The sequence below is a fragment of the Saccharothrix espanaensis DSM 44229 genome (assembly GCF_000328705.1).
Classification (GTDB): domain Bacteria; phylum Actinomycetota; class Actinomycetes; order Mycobacteriales; family Pseudonocardiaceae; genus Actinosynnema; species Actinosynnema espanaense.
Genome location: NC_019673.1, coordinates 619,387 through 645,390, shown reverse-complemented (window position 1 = coordinate 645,390; position 26,004 = coordinate 619,387). Strand labels below are relative to the sequence as shown.

25 protein-coding genes are annotated in these 26,004 nt (G+C 72.9%); 10 read left to right on the top strand and 15 right to left on the bottom strand.

The features are described from left to right. The first annotated feature begins 152 nt into the window (after positions 1–152). From BN6_RS03115 to BN6_RS03105, 3 genes are all read left to right on the top strand, one after another. Positions 153–782: an MBL fold metallo-hydrolase gene (locus BN6_RS03115; RefSeq protein ID WP_015098075.1), complete on the top strand. Its 630-nt coding sequence runs from the start codon at positions 153–155 to the stop codon at positions 780–782. Then, the gene (locus BN6_RS49450) at positions 779–3,553 is read left to right on the top strand and encodes a helix-turn-helix transcriptional regulator (protein ID WP_015098074.1); all 2,775 of its coding nucleotides are present in this window, start codon (positions 779–781) and stop codon (positions 3,551–3,553) included. Before BN6_RS03115 ends, BN6_RS49450 begins: the two co-directional genes overlap by 4 nt. 181 nt (positions 3,554–3,734) lie before the next feature. Beyond that, positions 3,735–4,664 (top strand): hypothetical protein, encoded by a 930-nt coding sequence (locus BN6_RS03105; protein WP_041311792.1) that lies wholly within the window; start codon positions 3,735–3,737, stop codon positions 4,662–4,664. A gap of 150 nt (positions 4,665–4,814) precedes the next feature. On the opposite strand, the gene BN6_RS03100 is transcribed toward BN6_RS03105, so the two are convergent. Further along, on the bottom strand, positions 4,815–5,771 hold the full coding sequence (locus BN6_RS03100) for a trypsin-like serine protease (protein ID WP_015098072.1): 957 nt from the start codon (positions 5,769–5,771) through the stop codon (positions 4,815–4,817). Between the two features lie 122 nt (positions 5,772–5,893). Here BN6_RS03100 and BN6_RS03095 point away from each other — a divergent pair, with 122 nt between their 5' ends. Further along, a complete protein-coding gene (locus BN6_RS03095) occupies positions 5,894–6,874 on the top strand; it encodes a LysR family transcriptional regulator (RefSeq protein ID WP_015098071.1) in 981 nt (326 codons plus the stop codon). 32 nt (positions 6,875–6,906) lie between these two features. Here BN6_RS03095 and BN6_RS03090 read toward each other — a convergent pair whose 3' ends face one another. Continuing rightward, complete coding sequence (locus tag BN6_RS03090; RefSeq protein ID WP_015098070.1) at positions 6,907–7,845, bottom strand: LysR family transcriptional regulator; 939 nt, start codon at positions 7,843–7,845, stop codon at positions 6,907–6,909. Positions 7,846–8,146: 301 nt separating this feature from the next. Between BN6_RS03090 and BN6_RS03085 the strand changes: the two genes are divergently transcribed. Next, complete coding sequence (locus BN6_RS03085) at positions 8,147–8,518, top strand: hypothetical protein (RefSeq protein WP_015098069.1); 372 nt, start codon at positions 8,147–8,149, stop codon at positions 8,516–8,518. A gap of 267 nt (positions 8,519–8,785) precedes the next feature. Here BN6_RS03085 and BN6_RS03080 read toward each other — a convergent pair whose 3' ends face one another. Continuing rightward, positions 8,786–9,307: a peroxiredoxin-like family protein gene (locus tag BN6_RS03080; protein ID WP_015098068.1), complete on the bottom strand. Its 522-nt coding sequence runs from the start codon at positions 9,305–9,307 to the stop codon at positions 8,786–8,788. 76 nt (positions 9,308–9,383) lie between these two features. On the opposite strand from BN6_RS03080, the gene BN6_RS03075 reads away from it, so the two are divergent. Further along, on the top strand, positions 9,384–9,983 hold the full coding sequence (locus tag BN6_RS03075) for a TetR/AcrR family transcriptional regulator (RefSeq protein WP_041311788.1): 600 nt from the start codon (positions 9,384–9,386) through the stop codon (positions 9,981–9,983). Positions 9,984–10,167: 184 nt separating this feature from the next. Here the strand turns inward: BN6_RS03075 and BN6_RS03070 are convergent, their stop codons facing one another. The 3 genes from BN6_RS03070 to BN6_RS03060 all read right to left on the bottom strand — a co-directional run bounded on the left by BN6_RS03070 (position 10,168) and on the right by BN6_RS03060 (position 11,714). Further along, the gene (locus BN6_RS03070) at positions 10,168–10,473 is read right to left on the bottom strand and encodes a hypothetical protein (protein WP_015098066.1); all 306 of its coding nucleotides are present in this window, start codon (positions 10,471–10,473) and stop codon (positions 10,168–10,170) included. Next, positions 10,457–10,702: a DUF397 domain-containing protein gene (locus BN6_RS03065; RefSeq protein WP_015098065.1), complete on the bottom strand. Its 246-nt coding sequence runs from the start codon at positions 10,700–10,702 to the stop codon at positions 10,457–10,459. Before BN6_RS03065 ends, BN6_RS03070 begins: the two co-directional genes overlap by 17 nt. Before the next feature lie 127 nt (positions 10,703–10,829). Next, a complete protein-coding gene (locus BN6_RS03060; protein WP_015098064.1) occupies positions 10,830–11,714 on the bottom strand; it encodes a helix-turn-helix domain-containing protein in 885 nt (294 codons plus the stop codon). A gap of 221 nt (positions 11,715–11,935) precedes the next feature. Between BN6_RS03060 and BN6_RS03055 the strand changes: the two genes are divergently transcribed. Then, positions 11,936–12,769, top strand: coding sequence for an SAM-dependent methyltransferase (locus tag BN6_RS03055; RefSeq protein ID WP_015098063.1), 834 nt, complete (start codon positions 11,936–11,938; stop codon positions 12,767–12,769). 164 nt (positions 12,770–12,933) lie between these two features. Here the strand turns inward: BN6_RS03055 and BN6_RS03050 are convergent, their stop codons facing one another. From BN6_RS03050 to BN6_RS03035, 4 genes are read right to left on the bottom strand one after another with little or no spacing between them, the layout of a single operon-like run. Beyond that, a complete protein-coding gene (locus BN6_RS03050; protein WP_015098062.1) occupies positions 12,934–13,728 on the bottom strand; it encodes an alpha/beta fold hydrolase in 795 nt (264 codons plus the stop codon). Positions 13,729–13,742: 14 nt separating this feature from the next. Then, positions 13,743–14,381 carry a DUF998 domain-containing protein gene (locus BN6_RS03045; RefSeq protein ID WP_015098061.1) on the bottom strand — a complete coding sequence of 213 codons (639 nt, stop codon included), beginning with the start codon at positions 14,379–14,381 and terminating at the stop codon, positions 13,743–13,745. Further along, positions 14,378–15,091 (bottom strand): SRPBCC family protein, encoded by a 714-nt coding sequence (locus BN6_RS03040; protein ID WP_015098060.1) that lies wholly within the window; start codon positions 15,089–15,091, stop codon positions 14,378–14,380. The genes BN6_RS03045 and BN6_RS03040 overlap by 4 nt, the downstream gene beginning before the upstream one ends. Then, positions 15,091–15,678, bottom strand: a complete 588-nt coding sequence (locus BN6_RS03035; protein WP_015098059.1) for an ArsR/SmtB family transcription factor — start codon at positions 15,676–15,678, stop codon at positions 15,091–15,093. The genes BN6_RS03040 and BN6_RS03035 overlap by 1 nt, the downstream gene beginning before the upstream one ends. Before the next feature lie 161 nt (positions 15,679–15,839). On the opposite strand from BN6_RS03035, the gene BN6_RS03030 reads away from it, so the two are divergent. After that, positions 15,840–16,553 carry a DUF2306 domain-containing protein gene (locus tag BN6_RS03030; RefSeq protein WP_041311783.1) on the top strand — a complete coding sequence of 238 codons (714 nt, stop codon included), beginning with the start codon at positions 15,840–15,842 and terminating at the stop codon, positions 16,551–16,553. Here the strand turns inward: BN6_RS03030 and BN6_RS03025 are convergent. The 3 genes from BN6_RS03025 to BN6_RS03015 form a co-directional block, all read right to left on the bottom strand. Beyond that, positions 16,511–17,017 carry a methylated-DNA--[protein]-cysteine S-methyltransferase gene (locus tag BN6_RS03025; RefSeq protein ID WP_015098057.1) on the bottom strand — a complete coding sequence of 169 codons (507 nt, stop codon included), beginning with the start codon at positions 17,015–17,017 and terminating at the stop codon, positions 16,511–16,513. The genes BN6_RS03030 and BN6_RS03025 overlap by 43 nt on opposite strands. A 34-nt stretch (positions 17,018–17,051) precedes the next feature. Continuing rightward, positions 17,052–18,509 carry a DNA-3-methyladenine glycosylase 2 family protein gene (locus tag BN6_RS03020; RefSeq protein ID WP_162164604.1) on the bottom strand — a complete coding sequence of 486 codons (1,458 nt, stop codon included), beginning with the start codon at positions 18,507–18,509 and terminating at the stop codon, positions 17,052–17,054. Between the two features lie 67 nt (positions 18,510–18,576). After that, the gene (locus tag BN6_RS03015) at positions 18,577–18,792 is read right to left on the bottom strand and encodes a hypothetical protein (protein WP_041311777.1); all 216 of its coding nucleotides are present in this window, start codon (positions 18,790–18,792) and stop codon (positions 18,577–18,579) included. A 293-nt stretch (positions 18,793–19,085) separates the two neighbouring features. Between BN6_RS03015 and BN6_RS03010 the strand changes: the two genes are divergently transcribed. Both BN6_RS03010 and BN6_RS03005 read left to right on the top strand, forming a co-directional pair. After that, the gene (locus tag BN6_RS03010; protein WP_015098054.1) at positions 19,086–23,156 is read left to right on the top strand and encodes a WD40 repeat domain-containing protein; all 4,071 of its coding nucleotides are present in this window, start codon (positions 19,086–19,088) and stop codon (positions 23,154–23,156) included. 199 nt (positions 23,157–23,355) lie between these two features. Continuing rightward, the gene (locus BN6_RS03005; protein ID WP_231904961.1) at positions 23,356–23,832 is read left to right on the top strand and encodes a DUF2165 domain-containing protein; all 477 of its coding nucleotides are present in this window, start codon (positions 23,356–23,358) and stop codon (positions 23,830–23,832) included. Here the strand turns inward: BN6_RS03005 and BN6_RS03000 are convergent. Further along, positions 23,816–25,270: a carboxylesterase/lipase family protein gene (locus BN6_RS03000; RefSeq protein WP_041311771.1), complete on the bottom strand. Its 1,455-nt coding sequence runs from the start codon at positions 25,268–25,270 to the stop codon at positions 23,816–23,818. The two genes, BN6_RS03005 and BN6_RS03000, sit on opposite strands and share 17 nt — an antisense overlap. 80 nt (positions 25,271–25,350) lie before the next feature. After that, positions 25,351–25,920 carry a TetR/AcrR family transcriptional regulator gene (locus BN6_RS02995; protein ID WP_015098051.1) on the bottom strand — a complete coding sequence of 190 codons (570 nt, stop codon included), beginning with the start codon at positions 25,918–25,920 and terminating at the stop codon, positions 25,351–25,353. Positions 25,921–26,004: the final 84 nt, after the last annotated feature.

The following is a 26,004-nucleotide window of genomic DNA, read 5'->3' as shown; positions in this document are numbered from 1 at the left end:
CGCCGGGCACAAATCTCGCGCCACCGGACGCGCGGCGGCGCGCTGCGCTCCCCATCCGTTCGGCGACCGGCGGCCCGCCGACCTAGCGTGCGAGCCCGTTCGGCCGCACGCGACTCCCCCGCGACTACCAGGGCAGACGCTACGATCACCCGGTGCGACCACTGGCACCCGGAGTGCACCAGTTGCCGGGGCGTCCGCCCCACCTGGTCAACGCGTACCTCGTGGAGGACGTGCTGGTGGACGCGGGCACGCCCGCCGCCCGCCGCCGGCTCACCCGCCAGCTCGACGGCCGCGCCCTGAGCGCGCACGTCGTCACCCACGCGCACCCCGACCACTACGGCTCCAGCCACGCCGTGTGCGACCGGTACGACCTGCCGCTGTGGGCGGGCGCGGCGGACGCCGAGGCGATCCGCACCTCCACCCCGGTCCCCGCGCCCGGCCGCATCCCGAAGCTGCTCTCCCGCCTGAAGACCCCCGACCCGCACCCGGTCGCCCGGGGCCTGCGCGAGGGTGACGAGGTCGCCGGGTTCACCGTGCTCGACGTGCCCGGCCACTCCCCCGGCCACATCGCCCTGTGGCGCGACCACGACGGCGTGCTGATCTGCGGGGACGTGTTCTTCAACGTGCTGTGGCCGACCGGCCCGCCGGGGTTCCTGACCTGGGACCAGGAGCAGAACCTGGAGTCCATGCGGCGGCTCGCCGGGTTGCGCCCGAAGCTGGTGCTGTTCGGCCACGGCCGCCCGCTGCGCGACCCCGCCCGGCTGCTGCGCGCGCTGCGGTGAGCGCGCCGCTGGAACGCGACCGGGAACTGGCCCGGATCGCCTCGGCGCTGGACGCCGCGGCGGCCGGCGAGGGGCGGGTGGTGCTGATCGAGGGCCGGGCCGGGATCGGCAAGACCCGGCTGGTCGAGGCGGCCCGCGAGCTGGCCAAGCAGCGCGGTTTCGGCCGGCTCCAGGCGGTCGGCGACGCGCTGGAGGGCGCGATGGCGTGGGGCGTGGTCCGGCAGCTGGTGGAGCGGTCGGTGTCCCGGTACCGGGGCGAGGTCCGCGCGGCGATCCTGGCCGGGCCCTCCGGGGCCGCGCTGGCGGCGCTGGACGCCGCCGCCGCCGACCCGGGCGAGGCGGAACTGGCCCGCACCCTGCACGCGCTGTGGTGGGTGGCGGTCGACCTGTCGTCCACCCGGCCGCTGCTGATCACCGTGGACGACGCGCACTGGGCGGACCTGTCGTCGCTGCACTTCCTGCTCTACCTGTCCCGGCGGATCGCCGACCTGCCGATCACGCTGGTGGTGGCCACCCGACCGGCCGCCAACACCGGCCCGCTGGCGCAGCTCGGCGACTCCCGCCGGGCCGAGCGGCTGCTGCCCCGCCCGCTGAGCCCGGCGGCGCTGGCCGACCTGATCACCGGCGCGGCCCCGGCCGTGGTGCGGGCGCTGCACGAGGCCAGCGCCGGCAACCCGTTCCTGGCCCGCGTGCTGGTCGACGAGCTGGACGTGCTCGGCCTGCCGCCGGGCGACCCGGCGACCGCCGAGCGGGTCGCCGGGCTCGGGCCGACCTCGGTGTTCCGGGCGGCGCTCGGCCGGCTGCCGCGCGAGGCGGTGGCGCTGGCGGGCGCGGCGGCCGTGCTGGGCACCGGCAGCGACCCGTGGCAGGTCGGCGCGGTCGCCGGGCTGGACGTCGCCGCGCTGCCCGCCGCCGTCGCCGCACTGGTCGGGGCGAACGTCCTGACCAGCGCGGACGACCACCTGGCGTTCGTGCACCCGGTGGTCCGGGAGGCCGTGCTGGCCGACCTGGGCCCGGTGGCGCGGGCCGCGCTGCACGCCACCGCCGCCACCCGGCTGCGGGCCGCGAAGGCACCGGCCGACCGGGTCGCCGCGCACCTCGCGCAGGCGCCCCGGGGCACCTTGCCCGACGCCGCCGACGTGCTGCGCGAGGCCGCCGCCGCGCTGCTCGCGGCCGGGGACGCGCAGACCGCCGCCGCGCACCTGGCGCGGGCCGTGGCGGAGTCGCCGGAGGACGCCGGGCTGCGCGCCGAGTACGGCCGGGCGCTGCTGCGCACCGGGGACGCCGCCGGGGCCCGGCGCGAACTCCGGTCCGCCGCCGCCGACCTGCCCAACGCCGAACTCGTCGCCGCCGCCGCGTCGGCGACGTCCGTCGTGGACGGTCCGGAGGCGGCGATCGCCGAGCTGTCCCAGGCGATCCGGGTCCTGCCCGACGGCGACGGCCGGCTGCACCTGGAGGCCCGGCTGGCGGTGACCCGGTCGTTCCTGCGCGAGCACCGGGTGGTCGCCTCGGACCACCTGGCCCGCTTCAAGTCGTTGCGCGGCAACACACCCGACGAGCGGACGCTGCTCGGCCTGCTGGCCCAGACGGGCCGCTACGAGGTGTGGCCGGCGGCGGAGGTGGCCGACACCGCGCTGCGGGCGCTGTCGCACGGCGCGTACTTCGACGACGCCACCGGCAGCACGGACGCGATGGTGGCGTGGGTGGTGGCCCTGCTGGCGCTGATGTCGGCCGACGGCGTGGACGACGCCCGCCGGGAGATCGACCGCGCCCGGCTGCGGGTCCGGTCGCACGGGTCGCCGGTCGAGTTCGCCATGGTCGCCAACGCCGCGCTGTTCCTGAACTGGCGGCTGGGCAACGTGACCTTCGTGGAGGCGGAGGGCGAGGGCGCGCTGGCCGCCGTGCGGGACGAGGAAACCGGCCCGCACATCGTCGCCCTGCGCGCCACCGCCACGCACTTCATCACCTACGCCGCGTTCGAGCGCGGTGACGTCGAGGCCGCGGCACGGGCGCTGGCCCGGTTCGACGCGCTGCACGCCGACGCGCCGCCGATGATGCCCACCCTGTGGCTGCACGAGCCGCGCGCGCTGATCGCGCTGGCGAACGGGAACCCGGTGCTGGCCAAGGCGGAGGCGTTCCGGCAGCGCGACGAGATGCGGGCCGTGGACGTGGACGCGCCGACCATCCCGTGGCGCGACCCGGCGGTGCGGGCGGCGATGCTGCTCGGCGACGAGGCCGAAGCCCTCGCGCTGGCCCGCGAACAGCTCGCCGTCGCACGGAAGTGGGGCGCCGCAACAGAAGTGGGCGCGGCGCTGCGGCTGCTCGCGCACGCCGACGCCGAGCACCGGGTGGCGCTGCTCGCCGAATCCGTCGAGGTGCTGGAGAACTCGCCCGCGCGGCTGCACCTGGCCCGGTCCCTGGTCGACCTCGGCGAGGCGCTGCGGGTGGCCCGCCGCCGGGTCGACGCGCGCGCGCCGTTGCACCGGGGCACCGACCTGGCGGCGGAGTGCGGCTCGGTCGCGTTGCGCGCGCGGGGCGCGGAGGCGCTGGAGGCGCTGGGCGACCGGCCGCGCCGGGTGGCGCTCGCGGGCGCGGAGGCGTTGACCGCGAGCGAACGCCGGGTGGCCGACCTGGCGGCGCTGGGCCGGCCGAACCGGGAGATCGCGCAGGAGCTGTTCGTGACGCCCAAGACGGTGGAGAACCACCTGGGCCGGATCTACACCAAGCTCGGCATCAGCGGTCGCCGCGAACTGGCCCGCGTCCTGGCCTGACCGGTACCCGACGCGCACCGGAGAGATACGGATCAGGCTTGGGGGGTGCCTGATACACCCCACTTCGACGCGCTCCCAGGTTGAGGGACGATCCCTCATGCCCTGGACGTCTTCGCAGGTCAGTCTTGTCCTACCGCACCACGGAAGCTCTCCACAGGGGCTCACACCAGGAGGTAGGACCATGATCCGCAAGGCGCTCGCCCTCACCGTCACCGCCGCCGCCGGCGCTCTCACGTTCTCCGGCGTCGCGTCCGCCGACATCATCGGCACGCCCCCGCCGTGCACCCGGACCTCCGACGTCTCCGGCGCCGACTTCGACGTGAAGCTGTGCGGCGTGAGCGACGTCGACCAGTTCCGGGCCGGTCTGGAGAACAACGGCAACGCCTACTGCGGCCCCGCGTCGCTCTACAACGTGCTGCACTACTGGGGTCACGTGAAGGGCGCGCCGGTCGGCTGGCTGTCCACCAAGGTCAAGAACCTCGACCCGAAGGACCCGGCGGACTACACCGTCGTCGGCAACTCGATCTGGCGGATCGGCGTGGACGCCAAGTACGACGGCAAGACCACCATGGGCAACCTCCAGACCGCGTGGAACGTCGCCACCAAACCGGCCCGCGACATCGGGTGGCACACCGCGGTCGGCAACACCAACTCCGCCAACGCGGCCGACTTCTCCGGCGACCTGGCCCGCAAGCTCGACCAGGGGCCGGTGCAGCTGGTGTACGGCCGCTACTCGGCCGGGCCGCAGGCGGGCAGCCTCCAGCGCGGCGGCGGGCACATCGTCACCGTGGTCGCGGCCAAGGGCTCGTTCAACGGCAACACCGTGCAGCTCAAGCTGTCCGACCCGGGCCGCGCGGGCGACCACAAGCAGCCCGGCTACCTGGACTCCCAGTCGGACTACCAGCTGCTGGACGTGACGCTGACCAAGCGGACGATCACCGAGTACGTGCCGGTGAAGGACGACGAGAACACCGACGTGGACGAGAGCCTCCAGCCCGGCACCTACCGCACGGTGGTCCGGTGGGAGCTGACCGGCCCGCAGTACGTCGGCACGACCCGGCAGATGGTGGAGACGTTCAACTGGTTCGCCATGAGCGCGCCCGTCGGCTGACCGTCGGTTCTGACCCAAGGCCCCGAAGGCCCCGCCTGTCCGGCGGGGCCTTCGTCCGTGCGTCCCGGCGTCGCCGGGCGTTCGAGCGGACCGGGTGGACCCGTCGCTCCCCGTCCCGGGGTCCACCCGACCCGTGAGGCGGGACTCAGGTCAGCACTCGCCGACCCGCTGCCAGGCGTAGCTCTGGCCGGGCGCCTCGCCGTAGCTCCAGTACGGGTTGCGCCACTGGTAGCCCCGGTAAGCCACGGTCGAGCCCGGCGGGTAGTACTGGGCCGGGTTCCACTCCGAGGTCGAGCAGCCGGGCGGGTTGGGGGTGCCACCGCCGGTCGTCGACTGGATCCACTGCGTGAAGGCCACCACGTCGGTGTAGATCGTGGCCTGGCCCGAGCCGCAGGTCTGGTTGACGACGCCGGCCCGGCTGGTCGCGCCGAGCAGGCGCCACTCCGCGCCGACCTTCTGCACCATCGGGCCGCCCGAGTCGCCGTAGCACGCGGTCTGCGAGGTGGTGCTGTACACGCACAGCTCGTGGCTGCCGTTGAACTCGTTGGTGCACATGGAGTCCGGGTTGATCCGGGTGTCGAGCTGCTTCAGGTTCGTCGGCGGCTGGCCGCACTGCGGGGTGTTGCAGGTCTGGCCCCAGCCGATGAGCCGCACGGCGGTGTTGGCGGCGGGCGAGCTGTCACCGAGGCTGATCGGAGCCTGGGACACGGAGGTGGACAGCCGCAGCAGCGCGATGTCGTACTGCTGGCTGCCGCCGGGGCGGTAGTTCGGGTGCCGCACGATCTGCGAGACACCGGCGAGCGTGCCGCCGCTGCTCCACTGGGTCGAGCCGACCCGCACCCGCATCTGCGAGGGCTGGATCGGGGACTGCTGGTTGTAGGTGCAGTGCCCGGCCGTCACCATCCACTGGGCGCTGACCAGCGACGCGCCGCAGCCGTGCCGGCCGTTGAGCTGGATCGAGCCCATGAACGAGTAGGTCTCGGTGGCGTTGCCGCCGCCCACGATGTACGGCGTGACGGGGTCGGCGTTCGCCACCGGCATGGCCGCGAAGGCCGCCGCGGCGGCCACCGGCACGAGGGCAGCGCGCAGCAAGGTACGCAATGACATGGGTTTTCCTTCTGGTGCAGGGGGTGGTGCTCCAGCGGTCGAAGTGCAGGCGACGACCGTGAACACATGATGAGCGGGCCGTGAACTGGCCGAACAATCCCAACGTTGCATAAGGTCCGCCTATGGAGCTGGAGTTCCGGCACCTCCGGGTGGTCCGCGCGATCGCCGACGCCGGCACGCTCACCGGCGCGGCGGCCGAGCTGCGGATGACGCAGCCGTCGGTCACCGAGGCGTTGCGGCGGGCGGAGCGGATCGTCGGCGGGCCGCTGTTCCGGCGGGGTGCGCGGGGCGCGACCCCGACGCCGCTGGGCGAGGTGGTGGCCGCGCACGCCCGGACCGTGCTGGAGGCGCTGGACCGGTTCGAGGTGGCCGTGGGGCGCACGTCGCCGGGCGCGGCCCGGTTCGGCTGCACGCCGTCGATGCTGCTGGCGAGCCTGTCCGTGCTGGTGCCCCGGGTGCTCGGGGTGGAGGCCTCGGTGCGCACCGAACTGGACGGTGTGGCGCACCTGGAGCTGCTGGCGGACAACAGGATCGAAGGCGCGCTGGTCGCCGAGTTCCCGGGCGGCGAGTACCCGGTGCCGGCCGGCGTGCACCGCGCCGCGGTGGCCGTCGAGCCGATGTTCGTCGCGCTGGCCGACCGGCACCCGCTGGCCCGGCGCACCGAGATCGACCTGGCGGACCTGGCGGGCGAGACGTGGGGCGCGGCGTCGACCGCGCGGGACCACTTCGGCGACCACCTCACCGAGGTGTGCCTGCGGGCCGGGTTCACCCCGGACATCCGGATCATGGACGCCACCGAGGCGTTGCAGGCGGCCGAGCTCGGGCGCGCGGTGCTGCCGGTCATGCCGGGCAGCCGGAGCCGGTCGGGGGTGGCGGTCGTGCCGCTGGCGGGCGCGCCGCTGTGGATGGCGACGACGTTGTTCTGGCGGACGGGCGGGGTGCTGCGGCCGGCCGACGTGGACCGGCTGTGGACGGGGCTGGTCGAGGCGCAGCACCAGGTCGTGCAACGGCCGCCGGTCTACCGCGCCTGGCTGCACCGGCACCCGGAGTGGACCACGACCCCGGCCCGCCCCGTCCCCCGGCACGATCCGTGCAGCCGCTGAGGGGCAGCCGCTGAGGGTCAGCCGCCGCGGGGTCAGGGCGAGCCGAGCCAGCCGGGGTTGCGGTCGAACCAGCCGGGGATGCGGCAGCCCGCCGGCGCGACCCGGCGGTAGGCGGCGACCAGACCGGCGTGGATGCGGTCCACCACGGCCGGGTCCACGGCCTCGGACCACAGCAGGAGGTGCCGGATCCGCAGCGGCGAGCCCTCGACCGCGTGGATCCGGCCGGGGATCGTGCTGCCGGTGTCGAGCGGCTGCAACGGCACCACGACGTCCGCGCCGCGCCGGACGAGCTCGGCGACCACGAGTTCCTCCACGGCCTGCAGGACGACCGGCCCGCAGCGGTCCACCAGGTGGCGAGCGAACTCGTCGTCCCCGTGCCGCGAGGTCAGCCAGGTCGACCCCGCCAAGTCGGCGAGGGCGGGTTCCGCGCGCCCGGCGGCCGGGTGCGCGTCCGGCACGAGCACGAACACCGGCTCCCAGCCCAGCGGGGTGATCCCCACGCCGGGCGGCGCGACGCACTCGCGATCGGGGAAGTCGACGTGCAGGGCGAGGTCCAGCCGTCCGTCGCGCAGCGCGGCCAGGGCCTCGGCCCGGCTCTGCACCACCGACAGGTCCACCACCCGGTCCGGCACGGCGGCGGCGGCCGTCCCGCCGAGCTGCCGGGCCAGGGCGGTGGGCAGCACACCCACCCTCAGCAGCGGTCCGCCGGGCAGCCGGTCGACCGCGCGGCGCAGGCCGTCCAGCGCACCGAGCACCTCGCGGGCGTGGGTCAGCACGACCTCGCCGAGGGCGGTGGGGCGCGCGCCGTGCCGGCCCCGGTCGAACAGCAGGCCGCCCAGGGCGTGCTCGATGCGGTGCAGCTGGGAGGTGAGCGCGGGCTGGGACACCCCGAGCGCGGCGGCGGCCCGGGTGAGGCTGCCCGCCGCGCCGATGGCCTCCACGAAGCGCAAGTGCCGCACTTCCAGCTCCATCCGGCCGAGTATGACCGATACGACGGAGAGGTCAACCGGTGCGACGAATGCCTTTTCCCGGTAGCCCGGACAGCGCCTCTCCCAATACTGTTACAAGCTTGCGTGACCCACCTCACACATTACCTCTGGGTACGACGCGGACCAGCGCTGTCGCCGGACCTTGAGGCCCGATTCCGCAGGGCATTATTCACAGTCGAGAAGAAATGTTCCCAGGGTGCCGGTAAGCGGCTGTTAACGTCGTTTCAGGTGCCGCCACGGCGGTGCCGATACGGTCGAAACCGACATTCTGGGGAGAATTGACATGATGAAGCTCGCCCGTGTCCTGACCGCCGGTGCGGCGGCCGCCGCGGCCACCCTCGCGCTCGGCGCCGGTGCCGCCCAGGCCTCCGCCGACCCGGTCTACCTCTACACCAGCGACAACGCGACCTGCACGCAGATCGGCACCAACGGCGTGGCCGGCGGCGTGTTCTCCAGCTACGAGTGCAAGAGCGGGGTCGCCGGCTACAGCACCCTGGTGCAGCCGACCCACGGCTCCTTCAGCAACGTGTACCTGGCCACCCTCTCGCTCGCCGACTGCAACACCGTCGGCGGCAACGGCACCTCCGGTGGCGTCTGGTCCTCGTACGTCTGCCAGCTCGGCTTCGCCGGCTACAGCCTGAAGGTCAGCAACTGATCGAACGGACGCACCCCGGCCCACCACACGTGGCCGGGGTGCGTCCACCCGCACTTTTCCCACAGCTGCCAAGAATAGACGTGGGAATTGTTCGGATTTGCCGGACGTGTCTTCCCTGAACCGCCAAGGACACCTTGGCGGGCATTTCCCTTTGCCCTGACCCGCCCTCACGGCCCGGCCCCGCCGGCTGGGTGTGACGACGAGCCGTCGCGCACTGGTCGAACAGGCGTTCGATCGGTCCACAGCTGTGGACAAGCCTGTGGACAACTAGCCGGCGAGGCGCAGCAGCTCGTCCACCGACCACTGGTCGTCGGCGTGCTCGCCGCGCTTCTCCGCGATCACCCGGCCGTCCGGCGCGATCAGGAAATCCGCTGGTAGGCCCAGCCGTCCCCCGGTCGGCCGGGGCAGCGGCCGGCGGCCGAGCAGGACCGGCCCGAGGTCGCGCGCCAAGCCCCGCGCGATTGATCCCCAGGCCCGTGGATCGAGCACCGACCGGGGCGAGGACTCCACGCCGAACTCGACGTAGAGCACCTTCCCCGGATCACCCACCACGGCGAACGGCAGGTCCGCCACGTGCGGCCGCAACTCCTCGGCCGTCGAGTGGAACACCACGACCTCCCGGATGCCGCGCGCCTCGATCTCCGCGTGCCGCCGGACGACCGACCGCAGGTGCAGGTTGCACACCGGGCAGCCGGCGAAGCGCCGGAACTGCAGGTGCACCAGCAGGTCCGGGTCCGGCACCCGTACCGGACCGCCCAGCACCGTCTCCCACTCGCGCGTCGTCAACACCGTGAAAACCCCCTCGTAGGCGTGCCTCGTACGCCTACGTCACGGTATGAGCGTATGTCGTACGCTGTCAAGCACCATGCCCCGACCCCGTTCGCTGACCCCCGAGGACCTGGCCGCCGCCGCGCTCGCCGTGATCGACCGCGCCGGCCTGGCCGACCTGTCCATGCGCGCCGTCGCCCAGGAACTCGGCATGGGCACCATGTCGCTCTACCGGTACGTCCCGGACAAGACCGGCCTGGAGGCACTGGTCGTTGACCACGTCTTGTCCACAGTGGACACCCGGCCGCCGGCGGCCGACTGGCCGGACCAGGTCACGGCCCTGGTGCACCGCGTGCGGGACGCGATCGCCGCGCACCCGAACGCGGTGCCGCTGACGATGACCCACCGGCACCGCTCGCCCGCGCTGCTGCGCTGGTCCGAGGCCGTGCTGGAAGTGTTGGCACAGGCCGGTTTCCGCGGCGAACGGCGGGTGGTGGCGTTGCGCGCGCTGCTGGGCTACCTGATCGGCGCGGTGCAGCTGGAGCACCTCGGACCGCTGTCCGGGCCCGGAACCGCTGCCATGGCGGCACAATCGGAGTTCCCGCTGCTCGCGGAGACCGCCACCGCGGGACTCGGGGTGCCGGACGGGTTCCGCCGGGGCCTCGACGTGGTGCTGCGCGGTCTCGACGGGAGTTAGCCGGCGCGAAGGTCGGGTGCGGCCGACCTTCGCGCCAGAGGCGACGAACACGGAGTTCCGCTTCGAGCGTCACGGAACCGGACAACGGGCGCGGAGCCGGTTCCCGCTGCGTCTCCAGGTCAGGTTCGTCGGCGAGGGACACGTGCCGCCCCTCATCCCGTTCCGGGTGGAACGGGCCGTCTGGTCAGGCGATCCGGTCGTCGGGCAGTTCGAGCAGCTCGTCGAGCACGCTCGTCGCCGGCCCGCGCCGTCGCCAGGAGAATCTCGTGGGGGACAGGACGTTCACCTCGTCGGCGGGCATCCTGATCGCCACCACGTCGTCCTCGGTGTGCAACCGCACGACGTCGATCACCGCGTCGTGCGCCCGGACACCCACCACTGCCGCCAGCTCACCCCGGGAGTCCCTGGGGTGCAGGAACTGGAAACCGCGCTCGATCAACTGGCGCAGCTGCAACGAAGTCCGCACCACGGCGTCAGCCGGCGAGGTCATCGAATTCCCCGTCCCTGGCACCGGCCACGAAGGCCGCGATCTCCGCCCTGGTGTAGACGAGGGCGGGACCGTCCGGGAACCGGGAGTTGCGCATCGCGATCTCACCGCTGTCCAGTGCGGCGAGTTCGACGCAGTTGCCGTACGCTCCGCTGCGCGCGCTCTTGCGCCAAGTCACGTCCGGCAGCTCGGCCGCGGACATGCCGTTGTGGGCCTTGAGGGCCATCGACATCACCTACCCCACGCGACGGGATGCATCTGCACGTGCATCTGGCTGTGCACGGACCGTAGCACTCCGTGAGAGGTGGGTAAATGCACGTGCAGATGCAGAGGACGAATCTCCCCCGGACGGAGGAGCGCTACAGGTCCGCTCGGATCTTCATCAGCAACTGCCGGCTGCGGTCGGGCGTCTCCGCGTCGACCGTCAACCGGTCGAAAACCCTGCTGTAGACCTCGAGTTCTTCCCGTTTGTCGAGGTAGAGGGCACCCGCCAGGTGCTCCAGGTAGACGATGTCGGGCAGGTCGCGCTCGCTGAACCGCAGCATGGTGAACGGACCCTCCGCTGCGTAACCGCTCAACTGGTACGGAACGATCTGGAGAGTGATGGGTCCGTCTTTGGTTACGGAGAGCAAGTGCTCGATCTGGTCGAGCAGCACCTGACGCCCACCGATCGGGCGATGCAGCACTGATTCGTCGATCACCGCCCACAGCCGCGGGGCGCCCGGCCGGAACATCACCTTCTGCCGCTGCATGCGCAGCGAGACCCGGCGCTTCACCGGCGGGCCGGCCAGTTCCGGCCTGCCGTGGCTGGCGATCGCCATCGCGTACGCCTCGGTCTGGAGCAACCCGGGCACGAACTGCGTCTCGTAGGTCAGGATCCGGGACGCCGCCTCCTCCAGCCCGACGTAGTCCTGGAACCAGTCCGGCATGAGGTCGGTGTACCGGTGCCACCAGCCGGGCGCGTTCGACCGGCGGACCATCGCCAGGAACTTGTCCCGCGCGTCCGCGTCCGTCATCCCGTACATGGTCAGCAGATCCGAGACGTCGCGCTCCTTGAGCCCGACCCGGCCGAGTTCCATCCGGCTGATCTTCGACTCCGAGCCGCGGATCGCGTACCCCGCGTCCGCGCGGCTGATCTCCGCGCCCTCCCGCAGCCTGCGCAACTGCGAGCCGAGCACGATGCGCAGCGCGGTGGGGCCGCCGTCCCGCTCGGTGGCCGAACCCTCGGGGTCACCAGTGGCCATCGCTGATCCTCCCGATCGTCCTCACTCGTGCGACGCCGTCCACCCGAACAGCGGTTGCGCCCGGACAGCCCGAAATCGCATCGTCACTGAACGTACACCGCTGATCTTCCTCCGTCCGCCGCACACTGCCCACTCACACGGTGAGTCCAAGCACCTACGCTGGGTGGGTCGTGCCGCGGTGCACGGCCGCCGCTCTCCCCAACCCCACTGCGAGGTCACCAATGCCGGGACCGTCCTCGGACACCGCCGCCCCCGTCTACATCGACACGACCAAGGCCAGCATCGCCAGGGTCTACGACGCCTTCCTCAACGGCAAGGACAATTACGAGATCGACCGGGAAGTGCTGCGCCGCGTCCAGCAGGTCGCACCGGAAGCGGCCACGTTGGCCGTGGACAACAGGTCCTTCCTCATCCGCGCCACCCGGTTCGTCGCCGGCCAGACCGGCATCACCCAGTTCCTGGACTGCGGCTCCGGCCTGCCCACGGCGGAGAACACCCACCAAGTGGCGCAACGGATTCAGCCGGACGCACGAGTGGTCTACGTCGACAACGACCCGGTGGTGCTGGCCCACGGCCGCGCGCTGCTGGAGGAGAACGACCAGACGCACTTCTCCGCCGCGGACATCTTCCGCCCGCAGGAGATCCTCCAGGACGAGGTGGTGCGCAAGCACATCGACTTCAGCCGGCCGGTGGCGCTGTTCCAGCTCGGCACGCTGCACCACTACAACGGCACGTCGCCGACGTCGGCGGAGATCATGGCCGAGTACGTCGAGGCGCTGCCGTCCGGCTCGTACGTGGCGATCAGCCACTTCATGGACCCGGAAACCGAGGAGCACTCGGCGATCGCGCGGCGGATGGAGGAGACGTTCCTGCACTCCCCCATGGGTTCCGGCCGGTTCGCCACCCGCGCCGAGCTGCTCGGCCTGTTCGAGGGCCTGGAGATGGTCGACCCCGGGCTGGTGATCTGCGCGGACTGGTGGCCGGACGGGCCGCGACTGAGGAAGCTCGACGCCGTGTCGTACTGCATCGCCGGAGCGGTCGCCCGCAAGCCGTAGCAGCCGTCACGTGGGGGCGGTGACTCCGCGTCGAGCGTCGTGCCATGTGCGGATGGCACGACGCATTCGCTGCCTCCCGGATCACCCGGCCCGAGAGTAGTCCTTTGTGGACCAACAACCGCCGGGACGCCACCGCGTCGCGGCAGCGCCCCGTGGCCGGCGGATCAGCGGGTGAGGAAGTCGACCAGGACCGGTGCGGTGACGTCCGCCTTGACCATGTGGGTCTGGCCGTCGAGCACCGTCAACCGCCCGTCCGGCAGCGCGGACGCCAGCACCTGCTGGGCGTTGCGCATCCACGCCGGGCTCTTGCCGCCGGCGATGACCAGGCCGGGTGCCTTCGCCCCGGACCACCGGTCGGCGGGCGGCGCGACCCCGCGCTGGTGCTCACCGACCACCGCCAGGTCGTTGGGCAGCGTGTGCGCCACGCCCTTGAGCTTCTTCCACATCGGCATGACCTGCATCAGCGCGACGAACAACCCGGGCGTGCCGACGAACTTCATGAACATCTTCACCGCGTTGCCCGGCCGGCCGGCGGCGACCGCGCGGCTCATCCGCTCCGGGTAGTCCGCCGGCATCGGGTCCCGCGACCCGTCCACGATCATCGGCGACTCGTAGACGGCGAACCGCTCGGCCGCGACACCCCGGTGCACTGCCTCGGCGACCAGCGCGCCACCGGAGGACATCCCGAACAGGTGCGCCCGGCCACCCGCCCGCTCGATCAGCGCGGCGATGTCCTCGACCTCCCGCTCGACGTCGTAAAGCCCGGTGCTCCCGCTCTCGCCGCGACCGCGCCGGTCGTAGGTGTAGACGGTGAAGTGCGGCGCGAGCGCCTCGGCCAACTGCTTGGCGGGGCCGAACTCCCGGTAGCACAGCGCGCCGTCGACGACGATCAGCGCGGGCCCCGAACCGACCTTGCTGTAAGCGATACCGGTGCCGTCCGCGGACGTGACCTGACCCATGTTCGACGTTCTCCTCAGACTTCGGCGCGCAGCTTCAGCGCGACCGCGGACACCCAGAGCCAACTCACCACTGCCACCGCGTACAGCAGCACCGTTCCCCACTCCGAACCCATGAAAGCCATGGGCGCCATGGAGATCACCCCGGTCGCCGCGCAGTACCACGACCACCCGCCACGAAACCGCCGGGCGAACACGAAGCACGCCGCGATCAGCGCCGGGAACGCCGCGAAGAACGCCACCCCGTGCAGGGTCCCGTGCCACGAGAGCGATTCCGGCTGCCCGTCCGGCGCGCCGACCGGGAACCCGAACGCTGGGTCGGCCACGAAGACGCCGCCGCCGACCATGCCGACCGCGAAGATCCCCAGCAGCACCGGCCCCCACGTGCCGCCGCGCTGTCCCTTGATCGCCCGCCGCACCCCGAAGACCATGGCCAGGAACAACAACCCGGTGAGCACGAAGTTCGCGACCTGCACCCAGCCGCCGTCGCCCAACGAGAGGAAGCTGAACGGGTGCCGCCGGAGGTCGAAGCCGTCCCGGGTGAACGCTTGGGCGAACCCGGTGGCCAGGTAGAGCGGCCCGGCGAGCACCCCGCAGCCCAGCAGCAGACCGGTCACGTCGGTGCCGGACCGCTGCCGCGTTCCCAGCGCGGTCACGACAGCCCGCCCATCCAGGAGGACCAGCTGCGCTCGTCGCGCTCGTCGTCGGCGAAGACGTGGTGCATCGCGATCAGCGAGCCACCGAGACCTTGGAAGAACCGGTACATCGCGTCGGGCGTGCGGATCCCGATCGTCTGCCCGTTGGCGTAGTAGACGACGCCGGGGATCCCGTCGACGGTCACCGCGTCACCGCGCCGCGGCGCGGCGGTCAGGCCCAGCGCGCGGTGCAGCGCGGCCCAGCGCTCGGCCCAGTCCGAGACCTGCGGGCCGGGCACGGTCACCGGGCGGGCGGTGCGGCCCGCGAAGTGCTCCAGGTACTCGATCAGCGTGCGCCAGAACATCGCGCCGCCGGCCAGCATCGCCTCGAACTCGTCGTGCCAGTCGTCGCCGGGCAGGAAGCCGCTCGCGACCATGCGCAGCACGGTGCTGCCCCGCTCCCGGCCCTCGATCAGGAACTCGTAGGCGATGAACCGGCCGTCCGGCTCCTTCTCCCCGCCGTAGGCCAGGTGCTTGCCCGGTTCCCACGCGGTGACGCCGTGCGTCGGCTGGTAGCCGCTGAACGCGCCCTTCACCGCGACGCCGGCCTCGACCTCGTTGCTGCCCATGAACCACGAGTCGATGCCCGGCCCGGTGGCGATCGCCGCCCAGACCTGCTCGGGCGTGACCGCCAGCTCGACCTCGTTGGTTTCCTCGTACGCGTGGCCCATCAGGACTCCTTGGGAATGCTGGGGTGCACGGCGACGACGACGCGATGCGCCCGCCCACCCTCCGCCGTCTCGTCGTGGTACTTCGCGACCAGCCCGGTCACCGCCGCGGCCAGTTCCTCGGCGAACGCGGCCCGGTCGCCCGCCGTGGCGAACCGGACCTCGCCGTCGATGGCGAAGGTCGCCACCCTCTTGCCCGCCTTCGCGCCGCCCGTGAGCAGGTTGCCCACGTCGCGCACCAACCGCGCCGCCACCGCGAGCAGCCACCGCGCGGACAGCCGGTCGGGCGACCGCTCCGGGTCGGGCTGCACGGCGGCCAGCGCCATCGGCGAGATCACGTAGGACGCCGCCGTGGCGCGCATGACCCGCTCGGTCATGTTGCCCTTGCGGCGCTCCTCGGCCAGCTCGACCAGCCCGTGCTGCTCCAGCGTGCGCAGGTGGTAGTTGACCTTCTGCCGGGGCAGCCCCACCTTGGCCGCCAGCATGGTCGCCGAGCTCGGCTCGGCCAGTTCGGCCAGCAGCCGGGCCCGCACCGGGTCCAGCGAGACCTCGGCCGTAGCCGCGTCCTCGATCACCGCCACTTCAAGCATGGGAGAACCCTCTCACCGACAACTTCGTTTGTCAAGACAACTCAATTTGTCGGTGAGGCGGGTGGCCGGTGCGGTGCGGGCGGTGCCGGGGCAGGGCGGCTGAGCTGCGCTGTCAGGGTTCGGTGCGGGGTCGGTCAGCCGGGCCGGCCAGGCTCCCGGGCATGGTGGACACACAGGTGAAGCAGAGTTGGTGGCGACAGCACTGGGTGCTGCCGCTGGGGGTCCTGGTCGCCGCGTTCGTGGCGTTCTCGCTGCCGAGGTACCTGACGTTCGACGCCGCGCAGACCCGCGTGCCCCAGCCCGGCAACCACACGTGGCACTACCCGTTCCTGGTCGCGCACGTGGTGTTCGGGGCGATCGCGATCCTGACCTGCGTGCTGCAGATCTGGCCGTGGCTGCGGCAGAACCACCCCGGCTGGCACCGCCGGGCGGGCCGCGTGTACGTGTTCGCGGGGGTCCTGCCCGGCGGCGTGCTCGCCGTGGCGATCGGCGCGGTCAGCCCGTTCGGTCCGATCAACCAGGTCGGCAACGTCCTGATGGGGACGCTCTGGCTGGGCGTCACGATCGCCGGCTACCGGATGGCGCGGCAGCGCCGCTACGCCGACCACCGCCGCTGGATGCTGCGCAGCACCGCGCTCACCCTGTCGATCATCTCCAACCGGTTCTGGGCGGCCGGGCTGGGGTTCACCCTGCCCGACCAGCTGCACACCACGTTCGGCGGCAGCGAGGTCGCGCTGATGCAGGCCATCACGGGCATCACCGCGTGGATGGGCTGGGTGCTGCCGTTCCTGTTCATCGAGTGGTGGCTGGACCGGGGCAAGTCCCGGCGGCGTCAGCCGGGCGCGACGACGGACAGGCCCAAGGTCGGTGTCTGAGACTCGAAGTCCAGCAGCTGCCGCTTGCGGGCGATCCCGCCGCCGTACCCGGTCAGGTCGCCGCCGGAGCCGACCACCCGGTGGCACGGCACGATGATGCCGATCGGGTTGTGCCCGTTGGCCAGGCCGACCGCCCGCGCGGCGGTCGGCCGCCCCAACGCCGCCGCCAGCTCGCCGTACGACATCGTCGCGCCGTACGGGATCGCGCACAGCGCCGTCCACACCGAACGCTGGAACGGCGTGCCGATCAGGTCCAGCGGCACGTCGAACTCCGTCCGCGTGCCCGCGAAGTACTCCGCCAGCTGCCCGACCACGTCGTCGAACAACGACGCGTCCCGCGCCCCGAAGCTCTCCTCCGCCGGCCGGTACCTCTGCTCCGTCATGTACAGCCCGGACAGCACGCCGTCCTGGGCCACCAACGTCAACGGCCCCACCGGGCTGTCGACCACCGTGTGCGCTACCACCGCGAACTTCCTCTCACGCCTGGCTCACCAGGCATCACGCCGGCAACCGGTTGACCGCGTGGTCACCGGTCGCCCACAGGTATTGGACGGCGTAGGCGCGCCAAGGGCGCCACGCCTGTGCACGGGCGACCAAAGCACCCGGTGTGTCCGGCATCCCCAACGCCCGCGCCGCCACTCGCACGCCCAAGTCGCCCGGGATGAACGCGTCCGGGTCACCCAGCGCGCGCATCGCGATCACCTCGACGGTCCACGGCCCGAACCCCGGCAACGCCAGGAGCTCGGCGCGCGCCTTGGCCCAGTCCGCGCCGACCCCGAGGTCGACCGCGCCCGAGGCCAGGGCCTCCACCAGCGCCCGGAACGCGACCTTGCGCGCGTTCGGCATGGCCAGCACCGCCGGGTCGAGCGAGAGCAGATCGTCGGGGGTGGGAAACAGGTGGGTCAGGCCGACGTCGGCGATCGGCGTGCCCGCCGCCGCGACGATCCGCCCGGCGTGCGTGCGCGCCGCCGCCGTGGACACCTGCTGGCCCAGCACCGCCCGCACGGCGAACTCCGCCGCGTCCACGGTGCCCGGCACCCGTCGGCCCGGGTCCTTGTCCACCAGGGGGCGCAGGTCCGGGTCGGTGCGCAGCCGGTCGTCCACGGCGACCGGGTCGGCGTCGAGGTCGAGCATCCGCCGGCACCGGGCGATGGCGATCGACAGGTCGCGCAGGTCGGTCAACGCCAACCGGCACGCCACGTGGTCGGGCTGCGGCGACAACGCCACCACGGCGTGCCCGTGCGGCAGCCGCAACGTCCGCCGGTACGCCCCGTCCCGCCACTCCTCCACGCCCGGCACGGCGGTCGCCGCGAGGTGCCCGAACAGGTTGTCCGGGCACAGCGGCGCGCGGAACGGCAGCCGCAGCGACAGCACGCCGGGCGTGTCCGCGACGGCCCGCCGCCGGGTGCGCAGGTCCGTGGGCGAGAGGGCGAACACCGAGCGCACGGTCTCGTTGAACGCCCGGATGCTGGCGAAGCCGGCCGCGAGCGCCACCTCGGCCATCGGCAGCGCGGTCGTCTCGATCAGCAGCCGCGCGGTCTGCGCCCGCTGCGCGCGGGCCAGCGCGAGCGGACCCGCGCCGAGTTCGGCGAGCAGTTGGCGCTCGACCTGGCGGACGCTGTAGCCGAGCCGGGCGGCGAGTCCCGGAACACCTTCCCGGTCCACCACTCCGTCCGCGATCAACCGCATGGCCTGGGCCACCGAGTCGGCGCGGTGGTTCCACAACGGGGAACCCGGACTGGCGTCGGGCCGGCACCGTTTGCACGCCCGGAATCCCGCTTGTTGGGCCGCGGCCGCACTCGGGTAGAACCGCATGTTCTCGACCTTGGGCGGCGCTACCGGACAACTCGGACGGCAATAGATGCGAGTGGTCAGCACCGCGGTGAAGAACCACCCGTCGAACCGCGCGTCCTTGGACTGCACGGCTCGCACACACCGTTCCGGGTCTTCGTGCACGTGGTCCAGCATCGGGGAACGCCGGGCCGGTGGCCGGCAGAAATCCGACATCGAGGGAGCGGCCCGGTCAGGTCGCACGGCGTTGTGCCGACCCGGCCTGGGCGGGCAGCGGTGCGGCGAGCCTGGCCAGCAGGACCAGCCTCACCTCGGCCCGATCCCGGGCGTGCCCGTCGAGCACGGTCCGCAGGATCGGGCAGACCCGTGCTTCAACGGGTATCCCCCGGTCCTCACGGGCCGTGACCGGCACCGGGCCGGTCGCACCGCTCTCAGTCCCGGCCGACATGACAGGTCGCCGCGCCGTTCCACCGGCCGGGCCGGTTCGGCGCGTCCCGCTGAGAAGACCCCCAGGACCCCTCAGCGGAGAACGTCGCGACACTCGCGGTAGTTGCTGGCGAAACCACTTCGACCGGTCCCTTCGCCCAACCTGACGACATCGGCGGAACGTCCCGGGCAGCTTGGCAGCCGAAGTCGTTAGGGTGGATGGCCTGGTGCCGCACCGGTCCACAAACGACCTGTTCACGCGCTCACATCCGGTTTTCCGGTCCGGAAGACCGGACCCGAGGAGGTCAGCCGCGGATGGCTGGTTCTGGTCAGGGGTCAGGGCCCCGCGCCGTTTTCGCGGAGCGGTTCGCGCTGCTCTACGCGGAAGCCGGCGACCCGCCCCTGAAGCGGGTGACCGAGTCGGTCGGGCGCGCCCGGCGCACCGACGAACGCGGCCGGCCGGTCCGGGCGACCGCCCAGCGGGTCAGCGACTGGCGGCGCGGCCGCAACGTGCCGGCCCGGTTCTCGGCACTCTCGGTAGTCCTCGAAGTCCTCATCGGCGAGGCCCGCAAGTCCCGGCCGAAGCCGCCGGCGGCGGGCCTGTACGACCTGGCGGCGTGGCGCGCGCTGTGGGAGGAGGCGCTCGCCAGCCCGGCCACCGCGCCCGAGGACGAGGAGCCGCCCAGCTCCGACGAGATCGGCGTCTGCCCGTACCGGGGCCTGGCCGCGTTCCAGCCCGAGGACTCCTCGTGGTTCTTCGGCCGGGAGCGCAGCACCGCCGCCCTGGTCTCCCGGCTGGGCGCCGCCGCGGATTCCGGCGGAATAGTGGTGCTGGTCGGCGCCTCGGGCGCCGGCAAATCGTCGCTGGTCCGCGCCGGGGTCATTCCGGCCATTCGCGACGGGGCGCTCGGGCTGCCCGATTCGCAGAATTGGCCGGCCGTCGTGGTGACGCCCGGAGCGGACCCGGTGAAAGAACTCGTCCGGCAGATCCCGGAATTGTCCGAGGTGCTCGGGCTGGCGATGGAGGGAATGGCGGGGCAATTCGCCGAACACGCGGCCGAGCACCCGTCGGACGGCCCGGAGACGTTCCTCGGGCAGACCCTGCTGGGGGTGCTCCGGTTCGCCGGGCAGATCCGGGCCGCGTTCGGCGCGTACGCCGCCCGGCACGGCGCCGAGCGCGTGGTCGTCGTGGTGGACCAGTTCGAAGAGGCGTTCACGCTGTGCGGTGACGAGAGCCTGGCGCAGGTGTTCGTGCAGGCCCTGCACGTGGCGTGCACGCCCGCGGTGCCCGGCGGCGTGCCGCCCGCGCTGGTCGTGCTGGGCGTCCGGGCCGACTTCTACGGCCGCTGCCTGGCGTTCCCGGAACTGGCCGAGGCGCTCCAGGAGCGCCAGATGGTGCTCGGCCCGATGACCTCCGCCGAGCTGCGCGAAGCCGTGTCGCGCCCGGCCAGGGCGGCGGGCCTGCAACTGGAACCGGGCCTGATCGAGCTGATGCTGCGCGACCTCGGCGTGCGCAGCGGGCGGGCGCAGGGCCGGGCGGGCCAGGGCGCGTACGACGCGGGCGCGCTGCCGCTGCTCTCGCACGCCCTGCTGGCCACCTGGCAGCGCCGCACCGGCGGCAAGCTCACCATCTCCGGCTACCGCGCGGCGGGCGGCATCCAGGGCGCGGTCGCGGCGACCGCCGAACGCGCGTGGGCCGACCTCGCCCCGGACGCCCAGCTCGCCGCCCGCCCGCTGCTGCTGCGGCTGGTCCGGGTCGGCGAGGACACCCAGGACACCCGCCGCCGGTCCACCCGGCACGAGCTGGTCGACCAGGCCGCGAACCGGGCGGCCGGCGAGGAGGCGCTGGAGGTGCTGGCCCGCGCCCGGCTGGTCACCCTGGACTCCGGCTCGGTGGAGATCACCCACGAGGCGCTGCTTCAGGCGTGGCCGAGGCTGCGCAGCTGGATCGACCAGGACCGGGAGGGCCAGCTGCTGCGCCAGCGGCTGGAGGAGGACGCGGCGACCTGGGCCAACCAGGACCGCGACTCGTCCCTGCTGTACCGGGGCGCGCGGCTGGAGACGGCCCGGCACTGGGCCGACGCAGCCGGTCCGGGCGGCCTGACCGGGGTGGCGCAGGACTTCCTGTCGGTGTCCACGCAGTTCCGCCGGCGCGCGCTGTGGGGCCGGCGCAGCGCGGTCGTGGTCGTGGTGGTGCTGGCGATCATCGCCGTCACGGCCGCCGTGCTGGCCGTGCGGCAGCGCGACGACGCGGTGTTCCGGCAGGTCGTCGCGGAGGCCGACCGGCTCCAGGAGACCGACCCGTCGCTGTCCGCGCAGCTCGACCTGGTCGCGCAGCGGATGCGCCCGGACGACCAGGAGGTCTACACCCGCATCCTGTCCACCCAGGGCACGCCGCTGGCCACCCAGCTCGTCGGCCACGAGGGCGCGGTCTACCTGACCTCGTTCTCCCGGGACGGCAACACCCTGGCCACCGCCTCCTACGACTCGACCGTGCGGCTGTGGGACCTGCGCGACCGCGACAACCCCAGGCCGCTGGGCCCGCCGCTGCGCGGGCACCGGAGCTGGGTGAGCTCGGCGGTGTTCAGCCCGGACGGCACCACCCTGGCCACCGCCGGCGACGACGGCACGGTCCGGCTGTGGGACGTCACCGACCCGAGCCGGCCGCGCGCCCTCGGCCAGCCGCTGGTCGGCGAGCACGGCACGATCTACCTTGTCGCGTTCGCGCCGGACAGCAACACCCTGGTCACCGCCAACGAGGACCACACCGCGCAGCTCTGGGACGTGGCCGACCCGACCGCGCCGGCCCCGCTCGGCGCCGCGCTCGGCCTGCACTCCGGGCAGGTGCGGTCGGTCGCGTTCAGCCCGGACGGCAGGCTGCTCGCCGTCGGCGGCGACGACAAGACCGTGGTCCTGTGGGACGTCGAGGACCGCACCCGGCCCCGGCCGCTGGGCGCGCCGCTGGCGGGCTACGACGGGATCGTGCGCTCGGTGGCGTTCAGCCCGGACAGCCGGGTGCTGGCCACCGGCAGCGACGACCACACCATCCGGCTGTGGGACGTCGCCGACCCGGCCGCCGCGCGGCTGCTCGGCCGGCCGCTGACCGACCACACCGGCGCGGTCTGGTCGGTGGCGTTCAACCGGGACGGCCGGGTGCTGGCCAGCGGCGGCGGCGACGGCACCGCCCGGCTGTGGAACGTGACCGACCCGGCCCACCCGCTGATCATCGGCCAGCCGCTGACCGGGCGCAACGGCACCATCTACGCGGTGGCGTTCAGCCCGGACGGCCACCGGCTGGCCACCGGCAGCCAGGACACCGCCGTGCGGCTGTGGTCGCTGCCCAAGACGGTGCTGATCGGCCACTCCGGGCGGACCGTCGGCCCGGTGTCCACCCCGGACGGCAAGCGGATGGTCACCGGCAGCCGGGACCAGAGCATCCGGGTCTGGGACCTGACCGACCCGCACGAGCCGCACAGCGCCGCGCTGGCGGTGACCGGCGACGAGGCGGGCGTGTGGGGGCTGGCGATCAGCTCGGACGGCACCACACTGGCCAGCGTCAGCGACAAGGCGGTCCGGCTGTGGGACCTGTCCGACCCCGCCGCCGTGCGCCCGCTCGGCGCACCGCTGGAGCTGCACACCCGCTACAGCGCGCCGGTCGCGTTCAGCCCGGACGGGAAGGTGCTGGTCACCGGGTCCAACGACGATTCGGTGCAGCTGTGGGACATCACCGACCGGGAACGGCCGCGCGCGCTCGGCGAACCGCTGGTCGGGCACAGCGGGTACGTGCACTTCGCGGTGTTCACGCCGGACGGCCGGTCGCTGGTCACCGGGAGCGCGGACCAGACCCTGCGGCTGTGGAACGTCGCCGACCCGGCGGCGGCGCAGCCGCTCGGCCAGCCGCTGACCGGCCACGCGGGCGCGGTCCGGGCGGGGGCGGTGAGCCCGGACGGCAAGGTGCTGGCCACCGCCGGCGACGACAAGTCGCTGCGGCTGTGGGACCTGTCCGCGCCGACCCGGGTCCGGCCGATCGGCTCGCCGCTGACCGGGCACGTCGAGGCGGCCGTGACGATCGCGTTCAGCCCGGACGGCAAGACCCTGGCCAGTGGCGGCGACGACCGCGCGATCCGGCTGTGGGACGTGCGCGACCTGGTCCGCCCGCGCCCCCTCGGGCAAGCGCTGACCGGCCACGACGCCGGGTTGCAGGACGTCAGGTTCACGCCCGCCGGGATGCTCGCCTCCACCAGCCTGGACACCACGGTCCGGCTGTGGGACCTCGACCAGCAGCGCGCGATCGGCCGCATCTGCGCCAAGACCAAGGGCGTGCTGCCGGAAGAGCTGTGGCGCAAGCACCTGCCGCAGCTCGATTACGAACCGGTGTGCTCGTAAGACCACGTGCCGGGTGGCGTGGTGCCGTGGTGCTGGGGTGCAGAGGTGGCGGGGTGCCGTGGTGTGGAAGCGGGGGTGTCCGTAGCCAGTCCGAACCGTTGACGGTGGGTGACGTGGGTGATCGTCTCAATCGGCACTGTTCGTGATGGACTTCTCACGGGCCGTGGACAAGTCTCAGCTCATGCGTCTACTCGGCCGGGTGGGGAGCCCGCAGGCCGTGGTCGCGGTGCTCACCGCGATCACGGGCGTCTACATGGGGCTCGTGGTGTTCGGGAACGTCACCGACTACGAGACCAACCGCGCGTTCGTGCAGCACGTGTTCGCGATGGACACGACGTTCCAGTCGCCCAACACGATGTACCGCGCCATCACCGACCCGACCCTCGTGACCATCGCGTACGTCCTGATCATCGCCTGGGAGGCGGTGACCGCCGCCGTGCTGCTGACCGCGCTGGTGGCGTGGCTGCGCGGCCGGCCGGCGGCCCGCCCGCTGTCGACGGTCGGGTGGGTCATGCAGGTGCTGCTGTTCGGCGGCGGGTTCATCGTGGTGGGCGGCGAGTGGTTCCTGATGTGGCAGTCGAAGGACTGGAACGGGCTGTCCGCCGCGTTCCAGAACTTCGTGATCGCCTCGGTGGGGCTGATCCTGCTCCGACTGTCCACTAAGGACGTCCAGTGACCCGGTCCCAGAACGGGAGCCGGTGCTCGGCGGCGTAGTCGACGGGGCCGATGCGGTCCGGTGCCAGCGACTGGACGTGCCCCTCGCCGAAGGTGGGCCACGCCGGCAGCCCGGCGGTGTTCGGGTCGCCGGTCCGGGCGAACGCCGTCCAGTACCGGATCATCTGCTCGCCGAGCGGCCGGTGCTCCCCCGCCGCCGGGAACAGGTAGGGGATGTCGGAGCTGTGCGTGGCCCCCTGCCCGGTCGCGCCGGGGTCGGCGAACTCGAACGCGTACGCCGTGGTGTGCGCGGAGAGGAGCTGGTGCTGCCGGTAGGTCCCCCGCGCCCACATCCGGTCGGTGAGCACCTGCGCCCACGCCAGGGCCGGTGTGGCGTAGTCGCCCAAGGGGTACTCGGCGGCCACCTCGTCCGCGCGGTCGCCGAACGCCGCTGCCAGCAGGCGCGGGTAGTCCTCGGCGGCCACCTCGCCCCGGAAGATGTCCACGAGGTTGCGGTGCTCGTCCTTCGTGGCCCCCGACAGCACCGGCACACGCGCGAACTTCCCCTGTGCCAACAGCTCCGGCGGCGGGGTGTCGTACCCGAACGACTGGAACAGGTTCATCACGTGCGGGTGCTCCAGGATCTTCGCCGCCGGTAGCGCGCGCAGGCAGGCCACGTCGGCGCAGCCCAGTTCGGCGGCGACGCCCTGCCCGAGCGCCTCGATCTCCGAGCGGTGCCGCCACGCCAGCCACGGCAGCGCGTCCAGACCCGGGTACCAGGCCTCGGCGGGCAGGTCGATCAGCGTGAACGCGCTGTGCATGATCGCCCGGTGGAACAGGCCCTCGGACTCGGGCGCGACGAGGTGCGCGGCGACCGAGGTGGCCCCGTACGAGACGCCGAACAGCGTGACGTTGCCGGGGTCGCCGCCGAACGCCGCCGCGTTGCGCCGCACCCACTCCAGCGCGGCCCGCTGGTCCTGGAGGCCGAACGTGCCGGAGCCCGCCAGGCCCGGCAGGCCGAAGCCGCCGAACACGCCGAGCCGGTAGTTGATCGTCACGACGACGACGTCGCCCCGCACGGCCAGCCGCGCGGCGTCGAAGTAGTGGCCCGCGCCGATCGCGCCGTCGCCGTGCAGCCACACCATGACCGGCCGGCCGGACACCCGCCCGCCGGGCTCGCGCCGGGTGGGCGGGCGCGCGGCGGGCGTGGTCACGTTGAGGAACAGGCACTCCTCCTCGGACACCTTCACCTCGGAGTAGGACGACCCGACCTGCGGGCACGGGCTGCCCGGCCGGGTGGCGTCCAGCACGCCGCTCCACGGCGCGGGCCGTCGCGGGGCCGCCCAGCGCAGCTCACCCCTCGGCGGAGCTGCGTAGGCAATCCCCTGGTACAGCACGTGATCGCCGTTCACGACCCCGCGCACGGCCCCCGTGTCGATCCGCACCACTTCGTTGTCCACCGCTGTCCCCCCGCATCCCGCGACGATCAGTGCCGCGACCAGTGCCCACGTCCCCCGACGCATGCCGATCCCCCCCTTGTTCACCCGACGACGGCGAGCTCCACCACCGTCCACAACTCCCGTTCGCACAGGTCCAGGTCGAGCCCCGGGTCCTCGGCGGAGCGCGCCAGGACCCCGTTGCGCAGCGCCAGGACGAAGATCGCCACGGTGTCCGCGTCGAACGCCCGGAACTCGCCCGCCGCCTGGCCCGCCCGCAGCAGGTCGGCCATCCCGCGCAGGTCGTCCTCCGGTCCCGGCCCGGAGGCGTGCGGCCGGACCTGCGTCAACGCGACCATCAGCGTCCGGTGATCGCGCATGAACCGCAGGTTGGCCCGCAGGAACGCGCGCAGCTCGCCGGTGGCCGTGTCGGAACGGTCGAGGAACCCCAGGACGAACTCGGCGAACCGCCGCAGCACGTCGGCGGACACCTCGTCGACCAGCTCCTGCCTGCTCCGGAAGTGGTAGGAGATCAGGCCGGTGCTGCTCAGCCCGGCCCGCGCGGCGATCAGCTTGAACGACATCGCCGCGTACCCCACCTCGGCCAGGACCTCGACCGCCGCGCCCACGATCTGGGCCCGCCGCGCCTGCTCCGTGACCGACTTTGCTCGCATGAGCAAAAATTAGCACACGCGAGCAAATCCGTCACTCGTCGCAGGTCAAGCCCCTCCTGGGCGATGGGGGTGTGAACACCCACC